A 19973-nucleotide genomic window follows, 5' to 3' on the forward strand; every position below is an offset into this window, starting at 1 on the left:
CAGGCGGTTCTAGCCCAACCACCACTTGCCGGCCAGCATGAAGACTTCGCCCGTGACCACGCCCGCGAAGATCGAGCGGCGGGTCAGCAGGAAGACGGCGAGCCCGGCGCCGACCGCGCCATAGCGCAGCACGTCAGGCACGCTGGCCAGCGCGCCCGGCGGCTGGACCACGATCTGGGCGATGACGCCGGCCAGGATCGCGGTTGCGACCGCCCTCACCCAGACCAGCAGCTCGGAGCCCTCGTCGATGCCGCCGCCGAACCACAGGCCCAGCATGCGCCAGATCTGGTTCGGAACGACGCCAGCGACGAACAGCACGACGAGCGCCTGCCAGTCGCCGATGAGCTGCGCGTAGCTCATGCGCGCACCTCCCGCCACCAATGCACGCCATAGGCGATCGTGCCGGCCACGAGGCCGCTGACGAGGATGTCGAGGCCGGAGTTCATCTTCGCTGCCAGCGGATAGAGCAGAATGCCGAGCGCCAGCGCGACGACGTCGGCAGCCTCGCGGCTGTTGCGCGCGGTCGAGAACAGGAACGATAGCGGCGTCAGCATCAGGATCGCCGCTCCCAGCGTCTGCGTCAGATTGGCGGCGAGGAAAAAGCCGACCGCGTTGGCACAGAGGCACACCGAGACCAGGCCGAAGCCAAGGCCGTTGACGAAGGCGATCCGCCGCTCGCGCGGCACCTGAGGCAGGAAGCGATGGCATTCGACCCACAGCGTCACGGCCGTGAGATGCGCCGCGAAGAACAGCTCGCGCCGTTTGGTCGTCGGCGTGCGCATCAGCGGCAGCACCGACACCACCATTGGAAACAGCCGGATCGCGCTCACCGTCACCGCGATCGCCGACTGGATGATGGTGGCGCCCGAGCCGAGCGTGGTGATCAAGATGATCTGCGCGGGCCCCGCCCAGACGAACAGCGTCGAGCACAGTGCCCAAAGCAGGCTGAAATGGGTGTCATGGGCCAGCGCGCCGATGCCGAGATAAGTCGCGAACAGGACGAGCGTGAGAATCGTCTGCGTGACCGAGCGCAGCCCCCAGGCAAACGCGCGCCAGGAGCTATTCCATTGCGGTGAATCGAGCGGAGGAAGCGCCACGGGAGATTTGGCCGGTGAGGAATCGTGCCCGCATAACGGGCGATGCGGCGGCCCCCGTCAAGAAAGCGGGCGGCGGGGCTGGCATGCGTGACCCAAGCCACCGCCGTCATTCCGGGGCCGCTCGGAGAGCCGAACCTGGAATGACGGAAAAGACTCTACCCCGCCACACCCCTGTTCTTCAGCACGAAGCATGCACCGCCCGCCTTGCGGATGCGGTTGCACAGATCGTCCGCCTCATTGCGCGTGTCGGCGCCGATGCGCACTTGATAGAACGCGCGCGTGCCGCGGCTGCGCATCACCGAACTCAGCAGGCTCGGGTCGCGTTCACCAATCACGGCGCTGAGCCGCGTGACCGCGCGGGAATACATCGCCAGCGCCCTGTTGCGGTCGAAGCCGGCGGCGAGCTGGACGCCCCAGGCCTTCGCGGCCGCAAGCTCCACATGCTGCTCGAGCTCGGCAACGAACGCATTCGGCGCGCGCTTGAGCAGCGCCATCAGATCCCGGCAGCTCGTCGGCGGCGAGCTCGGCGGGCCCTTGCCGGTCGCGCCGGCCTTGGCCCACGCATCGACGCTCGTCCCGGTGATGGCGTAGACGTAGTTGCGCGTCTGCTCCGGCATCCCGCCGGTACCCGCGAGCCATTCCTGCACCCGGCGCGGGCCGGCGTTGTAGGCGGCCGCAGCAAGGCCGAGATTGCCGAACTGGTTGCGCAGCTCGTTGAGGAATTCGGCAGATTTCGGCAGCGCCTGTACCGGATTGAAGGGATCGAGCAGCCCGCGCTCGCTGGCGGTGCCCGGCATGAACTGTGCGATCCCCTGTGCATGCTGGCCGCTGCGTGTCATAGGTCCGACCGCGTCGGCCTGGAAACGGCTCTCCTGCCAGATCACGCGCGCGAAGAACTCCAGCGGCAAATCATTGTCGCGCGCGGCCGCCTCCACGATCAAGCAGATCGATTCCCGCGTGTCACTCTCGCGGGCGTCTTTCGGCTTCTCCGCCGGCTTTGCGGGTTCTTCGGCGGCCTTCGCCGGCGCATCGGCGGGCGGCGTCTCCTCGGCTAGCGCCGATGACAGCACGAGGGCCTGGCACAGGACAGCGATAAACCGAGCTATTCGCATGGCATCGATGTAACAGGACAAATCGGACCTTGACTTGGAACCCCAGCCAACTAGCAACAGACGGCAGTATCAACGCAGGTCGGGCCTGATGGTGACAATCTTTTTTGATCTCGACGGCACGCTGACCGACCCCAAGCCCGGGATCACCCGCTCGATCCAGTATGCGCTGGAACGGCTCGGCGTCGCCGTGCCGAGCGAGGACGAGCTGACCTGGTGCATCGGTCCTCCGCTGCTTGCAAGCCTTCGAAAGCTCACCGGAACCGATGAGCTCGCCGACCGTGCGCTCCTGCTCTATCGCGAACGCTTCAGCGACGTCGGCCTGTTCGAGAACCAGGCTTACAGCGGAATTACGGACACATTGTCGTCCCTTGCAGCGACACGTCAGCGCATGTTCGTGGCGACCAGCAAGCCCGCCGTCTATGCCACGCGCATCGTCGATCATTTCGGCCTGAAGCCGTATTTCGAGCGCGTGTTCGGCTCCGAGCTCGACGGCACGCGCGTCGATAAGCGCGACCTGCTCCGCTACGCGCTCGACGAGACGGAGGTCAATCCGCAGCGAGCGATCATGATCGGCGACCGCAGCCACGACGTGGTCGGCGCCCGCACCAACGGCATGACCGCCATCGGCGTGCTCTACGGCTACGGCAGCGAAGCCGAACTGCGGGAGGCCGGCGCGCATCACATCTGCGCCGCGCATCCTGAATTGCTGGGGCACTGCCTGACTTAGCTAGCCGCAACCGTGTCTACCGCCGCCAGCATGCCCGTCTTCGGGTGACAGTTGAGATATTCGAAGAACTGCTCGTCGGCGGCCGCCACCGTCACCTCGTGGTAGAGCCGCAGTTTGGCTGACGGCCCGAGCGTCGACAGATATTTCATCGCCGCACCGAATATCCTGACGTGGGTTGGATGCGACTCCGCCCAGCGTTCGAGCGCGGCGAGGCTCTTCCACCAGCTCTGGCCGTAGGACTTTTCGCTCAAGCTTCCATCGGCCGCGAGCACCTGCATGTATCGGTTGGCGTAGCAGCCGATGGCACGGCCGTCGTCGCGCAGGAAGTCCATGCCCTCGCGCAGCACCGGCTCGACATCGTCGAGATAGAGTTTTCGCTCGGATGCTTCCGTATCGCTCCAGTCCTGTCCGGAGCGGATCAGGCAAAGATTGTCGTGTGCCACGACGCGCAGCCGCGCGCCGTCGCGGATCAGCTCCGAAGCACCGGCGGGCGCCATGGCATCGGTCTGCGACAGCGGAATACGGTCGCGCATGCCGCCCCAATAAGCGTGCTCCTGCACCTCGCCGCTCATGCCCTCGGCAATCACCGCAACGCCCTCCGCCCGGTCGGGCGAGGAGAACAGCGTCTCGTGCCGCTCAACAGTGGGGCGCAGCACCTCGATGAAGGTACCGATCCCCTCGCGCTGCCGCCCGGTCCACACCTCCCGCGCCGGCGCAAACCAGGCGTCAAAGCGCGCGACATCGTTCCAATAGGCGACCGTGACCACGTTCTCGAAACCGGACTGATCGACATAGCGCGCCCGGTCCCAGTGCGGTGGACCGTCTTCCGAAGCGAACAGCCTTGCAATGTCTTTCAACGCGTCCGTCGCGACCAGTGGCGCCGTGCCACCATATTGAACGCCGAAATAGGCCATCGCAACGCGGCTGACCGCAGGCTTGTAGCGCGCCACGAAGGACGGATATGGCGGCTGGTAGTCGTCGGGCACGCGCTTGTGGCGCGTGCGTGCCGTTTCGAGATGCAAAGGAATTGCGGATTCCATGGTCCCCTCCCCGCGATCAACTCGCTGCCGCGGCGATGTCCGTTGGCTCGACCGTGTCGACCGGCAGCGCGAACTGCTCGACGCGCTGGTATCGCTTCCTGTTGAGCAGGAGCCGCGTCACGTCGGGCCGCGAATAGTGCCCGGCGGGATCGGCGGCGTTCTTGGCGATGCCGATGGCGCCGAGGTCGATCTCGGCGATCAGCAGCCCCTCCTGGTCCGGCGCCAGCTTCTCGCCGATCTGGCTGCCGTCCGGGCCGTAGATCGCGGCGAACCCGCCGCCGGCATGCAGCAGCGCATGCTTGTCCGGCCGGTCGCAGAGCTCGTCGATCATGGCCTGCGACACCGTCGCACAAGGCGCCAGCACGAAGCAGGAGCCTTCCACGGCGTAGACGCGCGAAGCCGCATTGTTGACCTCGGCCCCTAACGCCGGCGCGAAGGGATCGTAGAGCGAGAAGCTCGGCCACGCCGCGACATGCACCTGCTCGTTCTGGGCGTACATCGCGTATTTCGACAGCGGCTGGAGATGCTCCCAGCAGCACAGCGCGCCGATGCGGCCGATGTCAGGTCGCGCATGCACGGCAAGGTCGCTGCCGTCACCCTCGCCATAGACGGTGCGCTCGGCATGGGTCGGCCGCAGCTTGCGGCGCTTGGCGATAGTCTCGCCGTCGGGCCCGATCAGCCATTGCGCCAGATAAAGGCTGCCGCCGTCGCGTTCAGACAGGCCGAGCACGGCGGTGAGCTTGGCCTTGCGTACGGCATCGCGCAGACGCTCGGCTTGCGGGCTGTCATAGGACAGCGAATTGTCGAAGTAGCGCTGCACGAAGCCACGGCCGATCGCCCAGGCCGGCGAGTCCATCCAGATATGCCAGGGGTAACCGGGCATGAAGGCCTCGGGAAAGGCGATCAGCTTGGCGCCCTTTTGCGCGGCCTCCCTGATCAGCGCGATCGACTTGTCGATCGAGGCGTCGAGGTCGAGCCAGGCCGGCGCCGCCTGCACCACCGCCACCTTGTATTTCGGATGTTCGATGCCCATTGCCGCCTCCATTGCCGGTTGATCGGAAGCCAGGTCCGATGCAGTCTATTTGGCCAAGCCGGGCGGCCGGGCGCTCGACCACGGCGGAACAAAAACTCGACTGGAAGGGATCGCCCGGTACGGGATTTGCCTCCGGTCAGGCTCGATCCGCACCAACACGCGGTTTGCAGGATGTGAAAGGGAGGCTGTCCTTATGCCAATCCAGTTCACGACGGACGGCAGCCCCGGCTATCGGCGGCTCGCCCTCTGGCAGGATATCGTTTGCGACGTCTTCGTCGGGCTCGACTGCAAGTCGGACCTCGGCAGCGCCTTTCACGGCTCGGTCACGCAGGCTTCGCTCGGCAAGGCCGTGTGCTCCGAGGTCTGCTCCGACCGCCAGCACGTCTTCCGCACGCCCACGCGCATCGCTCGCTCGGACCAGGATTTTGTCCTGGTCGCGCTCGGCAATCGCGGCAACGGCGGCGTGGTGCAGGACGGCCGCGAGACTGTGATCCATCCCGGCGAGTTCGCCTTGTACGACACCACGCGGCCCTACGAGCTGAAGTTCAACGACAGCTTCACCCAGACTATCTTCAAGGTGCCGCGCGAGATGCTGCATCGCCGGCTCGGCGGCACCGAGACGCTGACCGCGATCTCCTTCGGCATCGATGCGCCGCTCGAACGGCTCGCCTACGATTTCATCGTGAGGCTCTGCCAGAACGCAGACAGGCTGGCTCCGAACAACGCGGCGGCGCTGTCGGAGCAGGCCGTCGACCTGCTTGCGATGGCGTTGAGCGAACGGCTCGGCGAGACGTCGCTGCCGTCCTCGACCCATCGCTCCGCCCTACTGTTTCGACTGAAGGCGCACATCCGCGCGCATCTGGCCGATCCCGAGCTGTCACTCGCCGACACCGCGGCGGCGCTCGGCATCTCGCCGCGCTATGTCAACGACCTTCTCGCCGACCAGGACACCTCCTTCCAGCGCTACGTCCTTGCCGAGCGTCTCGCCCAATGCCGGCGCGACCTCGCCTCGCCGATGCTCGCCCATCGCCACATCAGCGAGATCGCGTTCGCCTGGGGCTTCAACGACCTCTCGCATTTCGGCCGCGTCTTCCGCGAGCATTTCGGGATGTCGCCACGCAATTTCAGACAGAGCCAGCTGCGGCATTGATATCGTTCCGGCCAGCCATCGCCTGGACGACTAGGCCATTCCCAAGCAAGGCCGGTATGTGAGCGCGTGATAGGACGCGGCGCCTGCTTGCACTATCCTTTGACATCGAGCCGTACGGACAATCGGCGGCCAGCAAGGAGCATATCAATGGAATACCGACGCTTGGGCCGGTCAGGCCTCATGGTGCCCGCCTTGAGTCTCGGCACCGGCACCTTTGGCGGCGTCGGCCGCCTTGCTGCGTGGGGCACGACGGATGCGACCGAAGCCCGGCGCCTTCTGGACATCTGCCTCGAGGCCGGCGTGTCGATGTTCGACACCGCCAACGTCTATTCGCTCGGCGAGTCCGAGCGGGTGCTCGGCGAAGCCATCAAGGGCCGCCGCGACAAGGTCCTGATCTCGACCAAGGCGACCTTCCGCTTCGGCGATGGTCCCAACGACATCGGCTCGTCGCGGCAGCACTTGCTCAAAGCCATCGACGGTTCGCTCAGCCGGCTCGGCACCGATTACATCGACCTGTTCCAGCTCCATGGTTTCGATGCCTTCACCCCGCCCGAAGAGGTGCTCTCAACCCTCGACGTGCTCGTGCGCGCCGGCAAGATCCGTTACGTCGGCGTCTCGAACTTTTCGGGCTGGCACCTGATGAAGTCGCTCGCGGTCGCCGACAAACACGGCTTCCCGCGCTACGTCGCCAATCAGACGTACTATTCCCTGATTGGGCGCGATTACGAATGGGAGCTGATGCCGCTCGGCGTCGATCAGGGCTTGGGCGCCGTGGTCTGGTCGCCGCTTGGCTGGGGCCGCCTCACCGGAAAGATCCGCCGCGGCGAGCCCAAGCCGGAAGTAAGCCGCCTGCCCAAGACCGCCGAGTTCGGCCCGCCGGTGCCGGACGAGCATGTCTATCGCGTCGTCGATGCCATCGACGAGATCGCGAAGGAGACCGGCAAAAGCGTCTCGCAGATCGCGCTCAACTGGCTGCTGCAGCGTCCCACGGTCTCGACACTGATCATCGGTGCGCGCAACGAGACGCAGCTGCGCGAAAATCTCGGCGCGGTCGGCTGGTCCTTGACCAAGGACCAGGTCGCAAAGCTCGACGCCGCGAGCAAGGTGACGCTGCCTTATCCCTATTGGCACCAGCGCACGACCTTTACCGACCGCAACCCGCCGGCGGTGTAGGCGCCTCTCCAAGTACTAAATCACGGACAGGCCCGCGAAAGCCGCCGATGCCCTGCCGCACCCGGGGAACCAGGCTTTCGACGCGGGAACTGTCCGTGTCCTGCCGGGTTGCGATCCATCCTGCGATTTCCTAATCCGGAGGTGAACCACGGCTCGAATCAAGCGCGCCCTCATCATGTCGTCCGCACCCATCGAGCATGCCGACGGCCTGCCGCAACCGCAGCGCAGCCAAGCCGTGCTCACCATTGCGCTCGGCATCATCATGGCGGTGGTCGACAGCGCCATCGCCAATGTGGCGCTGCCGACGATCGCGGCCGACCTCGATGCGAGCCCGGCCTTCTCGATCTGGATCGTCAACGGCTACCAGCTCGCGATCACGATCTCACTGCTGCCGCTGGCGTCGCTCGGCGAGATCGTCGGCTATCGCCGCGTCTATCTGATCGGGCTGGTGCTGTTCACGATTGCCTCCGCCTTGTGCGCGCTGGCGGACACGCTGCCGCTGCTGACGACCGCGCGGATCCTCCAGGGCTTTGGCGCGGCCGGCATCATGAGCGTCAACGCGGCGCTGGTGCGCTTCACCTATCCGCGCAGCCAGCTCGGCCGCGGCATCGGGCTCAACGCGCTCGTCGTGGCCCTCTCGGCCGCGGTCGGCCCGACGCTGGCGGCCGGCATTCTCGCGGTCGGAAGCTGGCCGTGGCTGTTCGCCATCAACGTGCCGCTCGGTGCGGTGACTTTGCTGATCGGCTTGCGCAGCCTGCCGCACACCAAGCCCGCGGGCCGCTCCTTCGACTGGCAGAGCGCGGGCCTGTCGGCGATCACGTTCGGCGTCGGCATTGCGGCGGTCGACAGCGTCGGTCATGGCCAGGCCGCGATCACCTGCCTCGTGCAGTTCGCCATCGCGCTCGTCGCCGGCGCTCTGCTCATCTATCGCGAAACGCACATGACCTCGCCGCTGTTGCCGGTCGATCTGTTGCGCATCCCGGTCTTCGCGCTGTCGATTGCAACCTCGATCGCGTCGTTCTGCGGACAGATGCTGGCCTTCGTCGCGATTCCCTTCTACCTCCAGAGCCGCTTCGGCTATTCGGCGGTGCACATGGGCCTATTGATCACGCCCTGGCCGATCGCGGTGGCGTTCGCGGCGCCCCTTGCCGGCCGTCTGGTCGAGCACTATCCGGCCGGCCTGCTCGGCGGCATCGGGCTCACGCTGTTTGCCTGTGGCCTTGCCGCGCTCGCGTTCCTGCCCGCGAGCCCGACGCCGTTCGACGTGATCTGGCGCATGGCGCTGGCAGGTGCCGGCTTCGGCCTGTTCCAGACCCCCAACAACCGCACCATGATCGCGGCCGCCCCGCGCGAGCGCGCCGGCGGCGCCAGCGGCATGCTGGGCACGGCGCGGCTGCTCGGCCAGACCACGGGCGCTGCGCTGGTCGCGCTGCTGCTCGGGCGGTATCCGGTCGAGGGCACGAGGCTGGCGCTCCTCGCCGGCGTCGGATTCGCGCTATGCGGCGCGGTGCTGAGCATGCTGCGGCTGTCGCCTGCGGGCGCACGCGGCGCCGAGCACGTCCGCGTGCAGGACGATCAGCGCTTGCGCGGCGAATAGCGCGGGCCCACGCCCAGGCTATGGCTGTTTTCGTGCACAACCCCAGCGTGGCTTAACTATTCCGACCTATGGCCTATTGTCCTCCCGCTCCGGTTGCGCTTCAGTGACGGCGGGACAAGGGGCATTTCATGCGTTCATTTGGAATTGTGGCGCTCAGCGTCATGCTGGGCGGCTGCGCGTCTGTCACGCGCGGCACGACCGAGAATATCAGCATCTCATCGACACCGTCGGGCGTGGAAGCAGTCGTGAGCGGGCTTGAAGTGCCCACCACCTGCACCACGCCATGCGCCATCGTCGCCAAACGCAGCGCCGACATCACGATCACCTTCGAGAAGGAAGGCTATCAATCGCAGACGGTGCAACTTACGAAGGAAGTGTCTGGCACGGGCGCCGCCGGCTTCGCCGGCAATCTCCTGGCGGGCGGCGTCATCGGCATGGGGGTCGATGCTGCGACCGGCGCGGCGACCGATCACAAGCCGAATCCGGTCATCGTGACGATGCAGCCGTCCGTGCCGCACGCAGCACCGCGCACTCCGAAGAGACCGCGGCCACCGCGCGCACCGGAGGCCGGAACGTAAGGCCACCTCCGGACCGCCAACGACGCAAACAAAAAGGCCGGCTTTGCAGCCGGCCTTTTCGATTTCATCATAAGCCGATCAGACCTTGACCAGCGGCCCCTTCGAGGTCGGCCCCTTGGAGCCGCCGGGGCCGCCCGGCTTGGACTTGCCCGGCGGACGCTTGCGGGTGCCGGGCAGCTTCTCCTGCTTCGGCGTGACCGGGCCGTCGAGGAATTCGAAGCCGATCTTCTCCTTGGTCTCGTCGGCCTCGTCCTTGACGAGAACGACGCGAACATGGCCGCCGCCCTTGAGCTTGCCGAACAGCACCTCGTCGGCCAGCGGCTTCTTGATGTGCTCCTGGATCACGCGAGCCATGGGACGCGCGCCCATCTGCTCGTCGTAACCATGCTGGACCAGCCAGGCCTTGGCGGGCTCGGACAGCTCGATGGTAACATCGCGATCGCCGAGCTGCGCCTCGAGCTGAAGCACGAACTTCTCGACCACGGTGCCGATCACCTCGACGCTGAGATGGCCGAACGAGACGATGGCATCGAGACGGTTACGGAATTCCGGCGCGAACTGCCGGTTGATCGCCTCGTGGTCGTCGCCTTCCCGCTTCGAGCGCGTGAAGCCGAACGCCTGCTTGGCGAGATCCGCCGCGCCCGCATTCGTCGTCATGATCAGGATCACGTTGCGGAAGTTGACCTGCTTGCCGTTGTGATCGGTGAGCCGGCCGTGATCCATGATCTGGAGCAGCACGTTGTAGAGATCGGGATGCGCCTTCTCGATCTCGTCGAGCAGCACCACGCAATGCGGATGCTGATCGACGCCATCGGTGAGCAGACCGCCCTGGTCGAAGCCGACATAGCCGGGAGGCGCGCCGATCAGGCGCGACACGGTGTGCCGCTCCATGTATTCGGACATGTCGAAGCGCAGGAGCTCGACGCCGAGCGTCGCCGCGAGCTGCTTTGCGACTTCGGTCTTGCCGACGCCGGTGGGCCCTGAGAACAGGTAGCAGCCGATCGGCTTCTCCGGTTCGCGCAGGCCGGCACGCGCCAGCTTGATCGAAGCGGCGAGCGACTCGATCGCCTTGTCCTGGCCGAACACGGTGCGCTTCAGGGTCTGCTCGAGATGCTTGAGCACCTCGGCGTCGTCCTTCGACACACTCTTCGGCGGGATCCGCGCCATCGAAGCGATCGTGGTCTCGATCTCCTTGATGCCGATGGTCTTCTTGCGCTTGTTCTCGGCGACCAGCATCTGCGCCGCGCCGGACTCGTCGATCACGTCGATCGCCTTGTCAGGCAGCTTGCGGTCGTGGATGTAGCGCGAAGACAGCTGCACCGCGGCCTCGATCGCCTCATTGGTGTACTTCAGACGGTGATAGTCCTCGAAGTATGGTTTGAGGCCCTTGAGGATCGCGATCGCGTCCTCGACCGTCGGCTCGTTGATGTCGATCTTCTGGAAGCGCCGCACCAGCGCGCGGTCCTTCTCGAAGTGCTGGCGGTACTCCTTGTAGGTGGTCGAGCCCATGCAGCGGATCGTGCCCGAGGCCAGCGCCGGCTTCAGCAGGTTCGAGGCGTCCATCGCCCCGCCCGACGTCGCGCCCGCACCGATCACAGTGTGGATCTCGTCGATGAACAGGATGGCGTTGGGATGCGCCTCGAGCTCCTTCAGCACCTGCTTCAGGCGCTCCTCGAAGTCGCCGCGATAGCGCGTGCCTGCGAGCAGCGTGCCCATGTCGAGCGAGAACACGGTGGCGGCCGCGAGCACCTCCGGCACCTCGCTGTCGACGATGCGCTTGGCGAGACCTTCCGCGATCGCGGTCTTGCCGACACCGGCTTCGCCGACGAACAGCGGATTGTTCTTCTGCCGGCGGCACAGCACCTGGATCGCGCGGTTGATCTCGGAGTTGCGTCCGATCACCGGATCGATTTTGCCGTCGCGCGCCTTCTTGTTGAGGTTGACGCAATAGGTCTCGAGCGCCTCGCCCTTCTTCTTGGCGTCCTCGTTGCCCTTGGTCTCGGTCTCCTCGTCGACGCCGCGCACGGGCCGCGCTTCGGAGACGCCCGGCCGCTTGGCGATGCCGTGACTGATGTAATTGACGGCGTCATAACGCGTCATGTCCTGCTCCTGCAGGAAATACGCGGCATGGCTTTCACGCTCGGCGAAGATCGCGATCAGGACGTTGGCGCCGGTCACCTCTTCGCGGCCGGACGACTGCACGTGGATCACCGCGCGCTGGATCACGCGCTGGAAGCCGGCGGTCGGCTTGGCGTCGTCGGCGCCGTCCGTCACCAGATTCTCGAATTCGGTCTCAAGATAATTTACGAGGCTCGTACGGAGCTTGTCGAGATCGACGCTACAGGCGCGCATAACCGCGGCTGCATCGGAGTCGTCGATCAAAGAAAGCAAGAGATGCTCGAGCGTCGCGTATTGGTGATGACGCTCGTTTGCGATCGCCAGCGCACGATGCAGGGATTGTTCAAGGCTTTGGGAAAAAGTCGGCATTCGCGTCCTCTATGGCCCCCACCATCATGGTCGTGATCGCCCGGTCAGGCAACAACAACCTTTGTCACATATAGTTATACAAGATCGCGGCGAAAGACCGGTTCCGCGACTCCGCAGCTGGCCACCTGCGCCATTTTCGATGCAAAACCCGTTCCGATTTGGGCGGGATCGGCGCCGGTGCAAAATTCCGCGAGCTTGCCGGCTGCAATGGACATCGCGGGCACATAGGTCGCGACGATCACACCGCGACATAAGCAACGAAAGCCGGCTTCGAACGCGCCGCGAGACGCCCTACTTCTTTTCCATCACGCATTGCAGCGGATGCTGGTGCTTGCGGGCGAAATCCATCACCTGCGTCACCTTGGTCTCGGCAATCTCGTAGGTGAACACACCGCACTCGCCGATCCCGTGATGATGGACGTGGAGCATGATCTTGGTCGCGGCCTCGACGTCCTTCTGGAAGAACTTCTCCAGCACGTGGACGACGAACTCCATCGGAGTGTAGTCGTCGTTGAGGATCAGCACACGGTACAGGTTCGGCCGCTTGGTCTTGGGCTTGACCTTGGTGATGACCGAGGTGTTCGGCCCCGTCGGACCATTGGAACGATTGTCGTCATTGCTCATCCGGGGAGCACGGGCCGCGACAGACGCGGACAGATCGAGGCTGGAAGTCAGTTGCGGCATGGCACAGGCGTTCAAAATTCCCCACGGAAGCGATGACGGTTGCCGCGCGCGCCGCTCTTCGGAGCCTTGCGCAGGCGCGCCGCCTTGTTGGATCGCCGCTCCCGACGGATCCGGCCAAGCCGGATCGTTCGCTAGCAATATGGGCCCGCCTCCGGCTTGCCGCAAGCACGCAAAACTCCGGCCGATGCGGCCGCAGCGGTGCCGATTCCCGGCCCGGCGATCTCCGGCGAGGTTAATCAATCTCGGCCGGTTTGACAAAAATTTCCGCCGCGCCTGTTTAGAACAGATTGATCAGGAACCCGGCACCGGATGCGGCCCGCGAGGTTTCGCGCAGAGGCATCTCCGGTTTTCTACGGTCCAATTTACCAACACGTCGGCAAGCATGACGATCGATGTGGTCCAAGCGCGGCGAGCTGACGCATTCGTCACACGCAAACAAAAAGCCCGGCTGGTTCAGCCGGGCTTTCGATTCCAGGACGTCCCGGAAATTTAGTGAGCGGCCGGGGTGAACTTCGACACGATGGTCTCGACCGGCTTGAAGGCCTGCTTGGCGAGGTCGCTGTAGAGGCCGGCGATCTTCTGCGATTCCGCGACGAAGGTCTCGTAGGCGGAACGAGCGAAATCGGTCTGCGCTTCCATGGCCTTGTCCAGCGACTTCACGCCGGAAAGCTTCTCGACGAAGGACTTGGTGTCTTCGAACGATTTCTTGGTGTAGTCGCCATAGGCGCTGGCGATCGCCTGGAGGCCGTGCTGCACCGAAGTCGCGGACGCGACGCACTGCTCGAACTGCTCTTTCCCGTAGTTCTGAAAGTCTTCAACCTTGAACATGTCGGAATCCTTTTTCCCTGGCTCTCGTCGGGAAGCCCCGGCTCCCTGACCCTGCCCACAACTAGTGCAACGCACAATAAAGTCAAGAATCTTGTGCGACGCACAAAAATAGATCCAAATCGCTGAGATTTCCGGGGTTTCCCGCAAGGGTTCCTTAAGCTTTTGGAAACCGCGACCCCCTACCTTGATTCCCTGGACGTGTTCACTTCCGCAAGCGGCCAAAGCCGTTTGAGAACATCACCTTAGCCAGAACAGCGGCTCAGGCCCCAGCTCTTCCGCGGCCAACACCAGCGGAGGGACAGCCTGAGCAGGTAATGATCCCGGGTCGAGTGGGCACAATTTCGCCTCACGAGCCGGTGATCAAGTCAGAAACGGGGACGGGGTTCCATGCTTCGTAACAACTTGTCTTCCTCGCGCTTGGCGCGGGTTGGCGTTTTCGGGCTTCTTACGGTCACCACCGCAATCATCTTTACCACCGACGCTGCTGAGGCGCGGCGTCACCGGCGCCATTACGCGCACCACAAGGTGCAGCGCGATGTGTCCGAGAGCTCCAGCTCGAAATTCGCGTCCATCATCGTCGACGGCAATTCCGGCGCCGTGCTCCAGTCGACCAGCCCCGACGCACTGCGACACCCCGCCTCGCTCACCAAGATCATGACGCTCTATTTGCTGTTCGAGCGCCTCGAGTCCGGCAAGCTGAAGCTCGACACCGAGATGCCGGTGTCCAAGCACGCGGCCGACCAGGATCCGACCAAGCTCAATCTGCGCGCCGGCCAGACCATCCGCGTCGAGGACGCGATCAAGGGTCTCGTGACGCGTTCCGCCAATGACGCCGCCGTAGTCATCGCAGAAGCGATTGCCGGAGACGAAGACGACTTCGCCCAGATGATGACGCGCAAGGCGCGCTCGCTCGGCATGTCCAAGACGGTGTACCGCAACGCCAACGGCCTTCCCAACGACGAGCAGGTCACAACCGCGCGCGACCAGGCCACGCTCGGCCGCGCCATCCAGGAGCGCTTCCCGCGCTACTATCGCTATTTCGCGACCTCGACCTTCAACTGGCGCGGTCAGTCGATCCGCAACCACAATCGCCTGCTCGGCAGTGTCGAGGGCGTGGACGGCATCAAGACCGGCTACACCCGCGCCTCCGGCTTCAATCTCGTCAGCTCGATGCGCCGCGGCAATCGCCACCTGATCGGCGTCGTGCTCGGCGGCCGCAGCGGCGGCTCGCGCGACGCCATCATGCGCAACCTGCTCGCGGAGAATGTCGAGAAGGGCGCGACCACTCGCACCGTCGTCGCGGTCACCGAGCGCAACGGGGCCGACGCCAGCACCGACGTTGCCGACGCGTCCAATAGTCCGGCACGTCCCCCCGCTCAGGTTCAAGCCGCGGCGACCCCCGCCCCGGAAGCCGCCCCGTCGCGCCTCGCCGCCCGCCTGTCGACGCTTGCCGCTGCGACTGCCGCGATGCCGCCGGCTCAGCCCAGAGCTGAAGCGAGCAAGCCTGAAGTTCGCCCGACGGAATCCAGGATCGAGCCGGCACCGCTCACCAACGGTGTGATCTCCAGCCAGCCGCTGTCGATCATCCCTGGCTCGTCCGAGCCGATGAAGCCGGTCCGGGTCAAGACTGTTCAGGTCAAGGCCGGGCCCGTGAAGGTCGCCTCCGCTGCCCCCACTTCGGTGTCGCCGCCGGTCACCAACACCGTTCCGTCCCGGTCCGATGTCGCGGAGACCTCCGGCGCCGTCGTCGCCCGTGCCGACCTCATCAACAAGCCGGAGATCGCGAGCCAGCCGGAAGCGCCGAAGGCCGAGATCGCCCGCACCGAGCTGCCGCGCCAGCCAGCGGGCTTCGGCACCGGTAACGGCATCCTCGGGGTGCTGCCGGCCGCAACCGCCTCCGCGCCCGCCGCTCCGAAGCTCGCTTCCGCCGACCCGACGCCGCAGCCGATCCAGATGAGCGCCACGACCAAGCCGGCCGTCACCCACAGCGGCTGGATCGTCCAGGTCGGCGCGCTCGAGAGCGAAACCGAAGCCAAGCAGCGCATCGACGCCGCCCGCAGCTCGGCCCGCGGCCTGCTGAGCAAGGCCGACCCGTTCACCGAGCCGGTCCTCGCCAAGGACAACCGCAAGCTCTACCGCGCCCGCTTCGCCGGCCTTGAGCGCGACCAGGCCGAAGCCGTCTGCCGCACCTTAAAGCGCGCCGAGATCTCCTGCATCACCGTCCGCAACTGATCTCTTCACCGGTTCGGAACAAAATGCCCGCGCCTTGCGCGGGCATTTTTATTTCCGGAGATGCGGCAATGCCGAGGCTGCTCCCCGACAACCTCTCGTCAAGGATTTACGGTTAAAACTTTGCTCAAGGGATCGACCACGCCGACAAAGGGCGGGCATCGGGGCGACGGCAAACGGAGCAAGCGGAGCTCACACGGTACGGGCGTTTGTGGCGTGGTGCCGGAGTTAGCCGTTATGCGTACGAAGCAGAGTATCCTTGGCCTCGTTTACACGGGCAGCGAGATACGTCGAACCCCCTTGGTCGGGATGGAGTTTCTTCATCAGGGACTTGTGAGCCCTGCTGATGTCGTCGCGCCCCGCGCCCGGCTGCAAGCCAAGGATCTGATAGGCTTCCTCCGTCGTCATTTTGCCGCTCGCCGCCGTGCGGCGCTGCCGCCCTGTCGCATCGGCTTGCGCGTTCTGACGCCAAGCGGGAAACCGGCGGTCCAGATAGCTTTCAAGTAAGGCCACGCTCTCGGCATCGAACGCCGGCACCAGCGCCAGCAGTCCGGCGAGATCGAAGTCGCCGAGATCGCGCCCGGCGTGAGGTCCGGCAACGATCCGGCCGTTCAATTGGCCGGTGTCGTGGTCGAGCCGCATGTCGAGGAATTGCGAGCGCACCCGCGAGGCCTGTCCGGACGGGCGCGTTGCGCCGCCGCCGAACAGCCCGCCGACATTGCCGAACCCCGCGTTGGCCAGCGGTGTCCAGCCGAGCAGCCCGGCGCCGAAGAGTCCGAGCGGAATCGCGACCGCCAGCTCGCCCCGCAGGCCCGTGAACGCGGCGACCGCCAGCGCCAACACCCCGCCGCCGAATTTGAGAACGCGCGCCAACGCCGCCGGATTGGCGGAGCGGAACATCTGGAGCAGCAGGTAAAGCGTGATAACAGCGACGGCGCCGGCAATCAGGGTCATGCCCCGAATATAGTCGCCCTGCCGGCAAAATGCATCGCGTCTGCCGCCGCAGCGGCCGCACCATCGCTACTTCATCTGGCCGATCAGCTTGGCTGCGCCGCTCGCCGTCTTCGCCAATGCCAACAGCGCGTCGCGGCCGCCGGCCGCGTAAGCCGCGGCGGCCCGCAACAGCTCGCGCAGCTGCGCCGCAGCACCGGGATCGAACCGGCACCAGGCCCCACCAGTCAAGCGCGCGATCTCGCGAAAGGCCTGCTCGGCCACGGCGTCATGGCCCTCCTGAAACACGAACACCGGCACCTTGAGCATGCCGAGCTCGCCGGCCTTGGCACAGAGCTCGTCGACCCTCTCCTCCATCGCATCGCCGACGAAGACCACGGCACGCACGCCGGATGCGACCGCCTCGCGCCTCGCCTCGCTCAGCACCTTGCCGATCTGGGTGTCGCCGCCGCGGCAATCGATCTTGCTCATCAGCGCCGCGAGCTTCGCGCTATCGGAGATCCACGCGGTGGCGCGGCACTCGTCGAGACCGCGATAATAGACCAGCCGGATGTCGAGACTGCCGAGCGCTGCGGTCTCGCGAAACATGTCGGCCTGGAGTGCACAGGCCATGTCCCAGGTCGGCTGCCGGCTCATCGTCGCATCCAGCGCGAAGATCAGCCGTCCTTTCGCCCCGGGCGCATGCGGTGACAGCGCGCGCGCCTTGGCGACGAAGGCGGCAATGTCCTCCGAGGTCGAGGTACCGGCCTGCGGCACCGCGCCGGTCTTCGTCGAGACGGCATCACCGCGCGGCTTGGTAGGTTCGCCCGACATCTCTGCTCAATCCTGCCTGGGCGATTCATGTGGTGAGCACGTTTAGCCCGGTCAATGTGCAAAGCCTCCGCGGGCAGATGCCGGCGGAGGCTTTTGGAATCAGTGCCGATGTCGAGGAAGGCGTCAGCTCTTGGCAGGCGCCATCAGTGCGACCGGCCCGGGCTCGAGTATCTTGGGCGGCGACGATTGCGTGTCGACCGGTCTCACCTCGCTGTCGGTCATGCTCAAGAATTTGTCGAGCATGCTCTGGATCGAGTTCTTGGCCGCATCCGGACCGGTGTCGCGCATGTCGTTATGCTGGAATTCGGTCTTCACGACCTGAATGCCCGCCTTCTCGCATTCCTCGTCCGTGGGGATCACGCCCGCATCGGCCTTGAACTGCGGATCGGTCGAGCGGAACGACAGGATCTTGAACTTGCCCGCGGTGACGAAGGGAACGCGCAGATTGTCGAGCGTGACGACCTTCTTGACCTCATCCGGATACTGCTTGGCGAAGTACATCGTGATGTCGCCGCCCATGGAATGGCCGACCATGGTCACCTGGTCGTAGTCGGCGTTGGGCTGAACCTTCTTCATCTCCTGCATCGCGAGATGAATGTTGGCAACGCCGCGCAGGATCTGCGGCAGGCGGCCGACATAGAGCTCGCCCGGCTTGGTCACCATCGGAGGATCGGTCGGCAGATCATGTTGCGGGCTCAGGACCATGTAGCCGCGCGCAGCGAAGATGTTGGCAAGGAAGCCGTACTCGGTGTTTTTGACGGTGTTGCCATGGTTGATCACGGCGACCGGCAGCGTGATCATGCCGGCATTGGCCTGCATTTCCTTGTCGCGGCGCACCGCGACCTGGACGGGCACGGGACGATTGTCGCGCGAAGCGTCGTAGAAGGTGATGGTCTCGTGCTTGATCGCCCACTTGCTCGCCGTGAAATAGGCGATGCCGCAGAGGGCACTGACGGAAACCAGAACGGCAATTCCACGCTTCATTTTCGTCCTCAGCCGCAGGCTCTTGCGGCCTGATCCCTGTTGAAAATCGTGTTCTCCGGGGCTCTGTGTCCCCTTGTCGCCTATTCCCTAATATATGTCACAGCAGCGTGACAGGAAGGCTAAATATTGTGACCTGGCAGCCCTTTCATTGTGCGTTGCACGCGTTTCGTGAGCACCCCGTTCTCAGAAGGGCTACGTCTGGGTGCAGGTCCCCATCTGACGCAACCGGTGTCGATCGGGTTCGATTTGCAGTAACCGTCGGATGAAAACGCGTCGGGCGCCGGGCGGGTTCCCGCGGCAAAACGGCCGCGCGGACCGAGCAGAAGTAGCAATATACCGCCGGCCTCAGGCGCCCAGGACGTCGTGGACTTCGAGCGGCTTATCGACCTGATTGAACCACTCGGCGCGATTGGCGGCGCGGCGGCGGCCGCGCTCGTCGAGCGGCAGCTTGAGTTGGCGGAGCAGGCCCGTCACCTCCTCCCGCGCGGTGAGATGGCCGAGATTGGGCCGCATGCCGAGCGTGGCCTCGTCGATCTCGTCGAGGGCGGTCAGGCCGCGCGGGAAGAATTCGCGATAGACGACGCGCTCGGCGAAGCCGTCGACGTAGCGGAAGCCGAGCCGCAGCGACAAATCCTTCAGCCCCTCGGCGACCAGTTGCTTGTTGCGGGAGCCGAGCATGGACAGGCGATTGCGCACGACGATCCAGTCCGTGGTCGCGCCGTCGAGCTGGCGACGCTTGCGCCTGACGTCGCGCACCATCTCGGCGTAATGGCTCTCCCCGGTGACCGCGTAATTGGTGGGATCGACGGTGCCGAGCACGTCGAAGTCGAGGAAGCTGTCGTTGATCGGCGTCACCAAGGTGTCGGCCATCGAATGGGCGAGCCGCATCAGGTAGCTGTCGGTGCCTGGCGTATCGATGACGATGAAGTCGAAGCTGCTCTCAACCGCCGAGACCGCCTCCATGAATTGCTGGAACTCGGAATTCTCATTCTCGGCGATCTGCATGGTCTCGCCGAGCTTGATGCAGCGATGCACCGGGAGTTCGAGGTGGAGGTCGGTACGGCGCGCCCAGGCGGACCGGTTGCTGATGTAGCGCGTGAAGCTCTGCTGGCGGCAATCGAGGTCGATGGTGGCGACGCGCTGACCGGCCTTCAGAAGCGCAACCGCGATGTGCAGGGCGGTGGTCGATTTGCCGGAGCCGCCCTTCTCGTTGCCGAGCACGACCACATGCGCCGAGCCCGATTGGCCTTGGCTAGCCTGCACAAGCATAGTGATCCTCGACACCCCTAACGAATATCTTCGAGTTGACTGCGTCTGCGGTCAAGTGAAATGCGTGACAGGTCATGCAAATTGCAGAGCGTCGTTCCTCATGATGAATCGCGGCGCCAATATTCATCTGTGGTCCAGCCACAATGTCGCGACAATCAGCGCGGCCTTGCGCGGATGCTGTGCCGCATCCGGATGCATAGCGTCTACGATCGCCGCTTGTT

18 protein-coding genes are annotated in these 19973 nt (G+C 65.1%); 6 read left to right on the forward strand and 12 right to left on the reverse strand.

The features are described from left to right. Nucleotides 1–9 precede the first annotated feature (9 nt). The 3 genes from BCCGELA001_RS21850 to BCCGELA001_RS21860 form a co-directional block, all read right to left on the reverse strand. Nucleotides 10–360: an AzlD domain-containing protein gene (locus BCCGELA001_RS21850; RefSeq protein WP_008548581.1), complete on the reverse strand. Its 351-nt coding sequence runs from the start codon at nucleotides 358–360 to the stop codon at nucleotides 10–12. Next, nucleotides 357–1097, reverse strand: a complete 741-nt coding sequence (locus BCCGELA001_RS21855; RefSeq protein WP_008548583.1) for an AzlC family ABC transporter permease — start codon at nucleotides 1095–1097, stop codon at nucleotides 357–359. Before BCCGELA001_RS21855 ends, BCCGELA001_RS21850 begins: the two co-directional genes overlap by 4 nt. Before the next feature lie 155 nt (nucleotides 1098–1252). Then, nucleotides 1253–2209 carry a lytic transglycosylase domain-containing protein gene (locus BCCGELA001_RS21860; protein ID WP_060737772.1) on the reverse strand — a complete coding sequence of 319 codons (957 nt, stop codon included), beginning with the start codon at nucleotides 2207–2209 and terminating at the stop codon, nucleotides 1253–1255. Nucleotides 2210–2297: 88 nt separating this feature from the next. Here BCCGELA001_RS21860 and BCCGELA001_RS21865 point away from each other — a divergent pair, with 88 nt between their 5' ends. Further along, nucleotides 2298–2936, forward strand: a complete 639-nt coding sequence (locus BCCGELA001_RS21865) for an HAD family hydrolase (RefSeq protein ID WP_008548587.1) — start codon at nucleotides 2298–2300, stop codon at nucleotides 2934–2936. On the opposite strand, the gene BCCGELA001_RS21870 is transcribed toward BCCGELA001_RS21865, so the two are convergent. Together BCCGELA001_RS21870 and BCCGELA001_RS21875 are read right to left on the reverse strand one after the other, a co-directional pair. Then, on the reverse strand, nucleotides 2933–3976 hold the full coding sequence (locus BCCGELA001_RS21870; RefSeq protein ID WP_060736294.1) for a phenylacetaldoxime dehydratase family protein: 1044 nt from the start codon (nucleotides 3974–3976) through the stop codon (nucleotides 2933–2935). The two genes, BCCGELA001_RS21865 and BCCGELA001_RS21870, sit on opposite strands and share 4 nt — an antisense overlap. A 16-nt stretch (nucleotides 3977–3992) precedes the next feature. Beyond that, on the reverse strand, nucleotides 3993–5009 hold the full coding sequence (locus tag BCCGELA001_RS21875; protein ID WP_008548602.1) for a carbon-nitrogen hydrolase family protein: 1017 nt from the start codon (nucleotides 5007–5009) through the stop codon (nucleotides 3993–3995). A gap of 193 nt (nucleotides 5010–5202) precedes the next feature. On the opposite strand from BCCGELA001_RS21875, the gene BCCGELA001_RS21880 reads away from it, so the two are divergent. From BCCGELA001_RS21880 to BCCGELA001_RS21895, 4 genes are all read left to right on the forward strand, one after another. Then, the gene (locus tag BCCGELA001_RS21880; protein WP_060736295.1) at nucleotides 5203–6159 is read left to right on the forward strand and encodes a helix-turn-helix domain-containing protein; all 957 of its coding nucleotides are present in this window, start codon (nucleotides 5203–5205) and stop codon (nucleotides 6157–6159) included. Between the two features lie 147 nt (nucleotides 6160–6306). Next, the gene (locus BCCGELA001_RS21885) at nucleotides 6307–7332 is read left to right on the forward strand and encodes an aldo/keto reductase (protein ID WP_008548615.1); all 1026 of its coding nucleotides are present in this window, start codon (nucleotides 6307–6309) and stop codon (nucleotides 7330–7332) included. A 175-nt stretch (nucleotides 7333–7507) separates the two neighbouring features. Next, nucleotides 7508–8929 (forward strand): MFS transporter, encoded by a 1422-nt coding sequence (locus BCCGELA001_RS21890; RefSeq protein WP_060736296.1) that lies wholly within the window; start codon nucleotides 7508–7510, stop codon nucleotides 8927–8929. 128 nt (nucleotides 8930–9057) lie between these two features. Then, a complete protein-coding gene (locus tag BCCGELA001_RS21895; protein WP_060736297.1) occupies nucleotides 9058–9507 on the forward strand; it encodes a PEGA domain-containing protein in 450 nt (149 codons plus the stop codon). A gap of 78 nt (nucleotides 9508–9585) precedes the next feature. Here BCCGELA001_RS21895 and clpA read toward each other — a convergent pair whose 3' ends face one another. The 3 genes from clpA to BCCGELA001_RS21910 form a co-directional block, all read right to left on the reverse strand. After that, nucleotides 9586–11994, reverse strand: coding sequence for an ATP-dependent Clp protease ATP-binding subunit ClpA (gene clpA, locus BCCGELA001_RS21900; RefSeq protein WP_060736298.1), 2409 nt, complete (start codon nucleotides 11992–11994; stop codon nucleotides 9586–9588). Nucleotides 11995–12285: 291 nt separating this feature from the next. Then, nucleotides 12286–12618, reverse strand: coding sequence for an ATP-dependent Clp protease adapter ClpS (clpS, locus tag BCCGELA001_RS21905; RefSeq protein WP_008548646.1), 333 nt, complete (start codon nucleotides 12616–12618; stop codon nucleotides 12286–12288). A gap of 549 nt (nucleotides 12619–13167) precedes the next feature. Then, nucleotides 13168–13506 carry a phasin family protein gene (locus BCCGELA001_RS21910; protein ID WP_008548648.1) on the reverse strand — a complete coding sequence of 113 codons (339 nt, stop codon included), beginning with the start codon at nucleotides 13504–13506 and terminating at the stop codon, nucleotides 13168–13170. 387 nt (nucleotides 13507–13893) lie between these two features. On the opposite strand from BCCGELA001_RS21910, the gene BCCGELA001_RS21915 reads away from it, so the two are divergent. Further along, nucleotides 13894–15738: a D-alanyl-D-alanine carboxypeptidase gene (locus tag BCCGELA001_RS21915; protein WP_060736299.1), complete on the forward strand. Its 1845-nt coding sequence runs from the start codon at nucleotides 13894–13896 to the stop codon at nucleotides 15736–15738. A 225-nt stretch (nucleotides 15739–15963) separates the two neighbouring features. On the opposite strand, the gene BCCGELA001_RS21920 is transcribed toward BCCGELA001_RS21915, so the two are convergent. The 4 genes from BCCGELA001_RS21920 to BCCGELA001_RS21935 form a co-directional block, all read right to left on the reverse strand. Next, nucleotides 15964–16689 carry a DnaJ domain-containing protein gene (locus BCCGELA001_RS21920; protein WP_008548662.1) on the reverse strand — a complete coding sequence of 242 codons (726 nt, stop codon included), beginning with the start codon at nucleotides 16687–16689 and terminating at the stop codon, nucleotides 15964–15966. Between the two features lie 66 nt (nucleotides 16690–16755). Beyond that, on the reverse strand, nucleotides 16756–17499 hold the full coding sequence (locus BCCGELA001_RS21925; RefSeq protein WP_060736300.1) for a hypothetical protein: 744 nt from the start codon (nucleotides 17497–17499) through the stop codon (nucleotides 16756–16758). Between the two features lie 123 nt (nucleotides 17500–17622). Then, nucleotides 17623–18483: an alpha/beta fold hydrolase gene (locus BCCGELA001_RS21930; RefSeq protein WP_008548666.1), complete on the reverse strand. Its 861-nt coding sequence runs from the start codon at nucleotides 18481–18483 to the stop codon at nucleotides 17623–17625. A 345-nt stretch (nucleotides 18484–18828) separates the two neighbouring features. After that, a complete protein-coding gene (locus tag BCCGELA001_RS21935; RefSeq protein WP_060736301.1) occupies nucleotides 18829–19752 on the reverse strand; it encodes a division plane positioning ATPase MipZ in 924 nt (307 codons plus the stop codon). Nucleotides 19753–19973 lie beyond the last annotated feature (221 nt).

It is taken from the genome of Bradyrhizobium sp. CCGE-LA001, assembly GCF_000296215.2.
Classification (GTDB): domain Bacteria; phylum Pseudomonadota; class Alphaproteobacteria; order Rhizobiales; family Xanthobacteraceae; genus Bradyrhizobium.